The sequence below is a fragment of the Streptomyces sp. SID10853 genome, from assembly GCF_010548145.1.
GTDB lineage: Bacteria > Actinomycetota > Actinomycetes > Streptomycetales > Streptomycetaceae > Streptomyces.
The window spans coordinates 1-3,000 of sequence record NZ_JAAGLN010000416.1 but is presented as its reverse complement, the minus strand read 5'-3'; the positions used below and the strand labels follow the sequence as shown (position 1 = coordinate 3,000).

General features: G+C 73.8%; 3 protein-coding genes. All 3 read right to left on the bottom strand.

Annotated elements, in window-relative coordinates; genetic code table 11:
• Positions 1-284 (bottom strand): PadR family transcriptional regulator (locus tag G3I19_RS35730; RefSeq protein ID WP_164267839.1); only part of this gene is annotated, 284 nt, incomplete at its 3' end.
• 174 nt (positions 285-458) lie between these two features.
• On the bottom strand, positions 459-1,241 hold the full coding sequence (locus G3I19_RS35725) for an SAM-dependent methyltransferase (RefSeq protein ID WP_164267838.1): 783 nt from the start codon (positions 1,239-1,241) through the stop codon (positions 459-461).
• 186 nt (positions 1,242-1,427) lie between these two features.
• A partial coding sequence (locus G3I19_RS35720) for a glycoside hydrolase family 3 C-terminal domain-containing protein (RefSeq protein ID WP_203601109.1) occupies positions 1,428-3,000 on the bottom strand: 1,573 nt, incomplete at its 5' end.

Sequence of the window (3,000 nt, the reverse complement as noted above, 5' to 3'; positions counted from 1 at the left end):
GCCGCGGTACGCGCCCCGGCCGCCATCCGCGCCGCCTCGGCCGAGACCGCGGCGGCGCCGTCGTCGGTGAGCGCGTAGTACCGCCTGAGCCGGCCCTGCTGGACCTCCTCGCGGTCCAGCTCGATGAGTCTGTCGGCCGCCAGCCGGTCCAGTACGCCGTACAGCGTCCCGACCCGGAGCCGGACATCGCCGCCGGAGAGCTCCTCGACCTCGCGCACGATGCCGTAACCGTGTCTCGGTTCGTCGATCAGGGCGGTCAGTATGAAGAACGCGGCCTGGGTCATGCCTCGGGAAGCCATGTAGGTCATGTTATATCGGCTGCCGATATATAGCGAGGTGCGAGCCGTGTCGCCCAGGCCCTGTCGTCAGAGTGCCGTCGTTGCCCGGAGGGCGGCCGTGCGGCGTCCGGTGCGCGCGTGCCACGCGTCGCGCGGCACGCGGCACTTCGACGACAGGCCTCAGGGCACCAGCCCCACGCCGACATAGCCCGGATAGGGCGTGAGTGCGGGGGCGGGCGTGTCCTTGTACCACTCGGGGCCCGTCACCACGCCCGGCTCCACCAGGTCGAGCCCGTCGAAGAACCGCACGATCTCGGCCCGCGGCCTGGGGCGGAAGGGGATCTTGCTGGAGTAGGTGTTCGCCACATGTTCCTCGGCCTCGGGGAACGCGTCGAGGCTGGCCTGCGCCAGGATAAGACAGCTGCCCGGCGCCAGCTGGGCGACCAGCTCGCGCACGATCGTGTGCGGGTCCTCCTCGTCGAGGATGAAGTGCATGACGGCGATCAGCGACAGCGCGACCGGCCTGCTGAAGTCCAGGAACGTACGGGCGTGTTCGAGGATCAGCTCCGGCTCGCGGATGTCGGCCTCGATGTAGTGCGTGGCGCCCTCGGGGGAGCTGACCAGCAGGGCCTCGGCGTGGCGCAGCACGATGGGGTCATTGTCCGCGTACACGACCCGGGCCGCCGGGACGATCTCCTGGACGATCTGGTGCAGATTCGGCTCGGTGGGGATCCCGGTGCCGATGTCCAGGTACTGGTCGATGCCCCGGTGCGCGGCCCAGGCGACCGCGCGGTGCATGAACGCGCGGTTCTGCTCCGCGCCGACCCGGATGAAGTCGGCCAGCTTCTCACCCAGTTCACGGTCGACGAGATAGTGGTCCTTGCCGCCCAGCAGATAGTCGTAGACGCGCGCGGGGTGCGGCTTGCTGGTGTCGATCTGGTGCTTGGGGCTGCCTGCCGTCATGGGTGCTCCGTTGCGGTCCGAACGTGGCGGGAACGAGCGGGGCGGGCGGCGCGGCCACGGCGCTCACACCCCGTGCGGCCTCCCGTCCCCCTCCCGGAGTCTGTCACTTCCCCGCCGGTGGGTGCCGGTACCCGGACGCGATACCCGCGGCCGGGCCGGGGGCTCCGTGCTCAGGGCCGGTGCGCGTCAGAGCAGCGCGCTCGCCACGGGCGCGGTCACCGGCACGGCCACTTCCGCCGCGAGCGGCAGATCCCCGGCCGACCGCCCCGCGTACACCGTGAAAGTGCCCGGCTCGACGCGCCAGCGCCGCTCATCGACGGCCCAGTGGCGCAGGGCCCGCCAGGACACCCGGACCACCGCGTCCACCGCGTCGCCGGGCCGCGCCCGTACGGCGGTGTGGCCCGCGAACCAGCGGACCGGGCGCTCCACGGCCGACGCCGGGCGCGCCAGATAGAGCTGGACGACCTCGCGCCCCTCGCGGCCGCCCGTGTTGCGGACCCGTACCCGTACGTCGAACGAGCCGTCGGCCGGCACCTCCGCGGGAGCGTCGATCCACTCGTACTCCCAGCTGGTGTACCCGAGGCCGTGGCCGAACCAGTAGGCGGGCGCCACCGTCCCCCGCAGCCAGGCCCGGTAGCCGATGTGCAGGCCCTCGGTGTACCGCAGCGCACCGTCCCGTGGCGTGGCGGCGAGCACCGGTACGTCGTTCTGCCGGGCCGGCCAGGTGGTGGGCAGCCGGCCACCCGGTTCCGTCCCGCCGAAGAGGATGTCCGCCACCGCGTGGCCCGCCTCCTGGCCGGGGAACCAGCCGATCAGCACCGCCGCCACCTCGTCCCGCCAGGGCAGGAGGACAGGGCCGCCGGAGTTCACCACCACCACCGTGTCGGGGCGGACCCGGGCCACGGCACGTACCAGCTCGTCCTGCCCGCCTGGCAGCGCCAGCGACACCCGGTCGGTGCCCTCCGACTCGGTCTCCTCCGTGGTCCCGACGACCACCACGACGGCATCCGCCGCCCGGGCCGCGGCGACCGCGTCGGTCAGTGCGCCCGCGCGCGCGGCGGGCGGCGGGGCTGCGGCGAGGATCGTGGCGATCCCGGTGCCCGGGGCCAGCCCGCGCCGGACGGTGATCTCGGTCTCCGCGCCCGCGGCGAGGGTGATCCGCCCCGACCGGTACGGGGGCGCCACATGGATATGGGTCGGATCGGCACTGTCCGGGGCGAACACGCCCGCCACGACGGTCCGGCCGTCCGCGGTCAGCGAGACCGGGCCGAATCCGCCGACCGCCAGGGTCCATTCGCCGCTCACCACGGGCCGCAGCAGAGCGCGGATCTCCACCGTGGCGGCGCCGTCCAGCCTGGCCGGTTCCACGATCCGTCCCGACAGCCGGTGTTCCGTGTGCAGTACGGTCCCCTCCGCGTCCAACAGGCTTACGAGAACGCCCGGTTCACCCGTCTCCGGGTTCCGGACCGCCTCACCGGTGAGCGGCACGGGCCCGCGCTCGGGCGGGACCCCGGGCGCGTGCAGCACCCGCGTCCCGGGACCGAGCGCCGTACGGATCCCCTCCAGCGGGGAGACCACGGACGCGGGGAAGACCTCGGCGCTGCCACCGCCCTGGATACGGGGCTCGGCGGCCCGCGGCCCCAGCACGGCCACGGTCCGCAGGCCGCCAGGGTCGAACGGCAGTACCTGCCCGGCGTTGCGCACCAGCACCGTCCCGGCCGCCGCAGCCCGGCGCAGCAGCGCACGCCGCCCGGCCTCA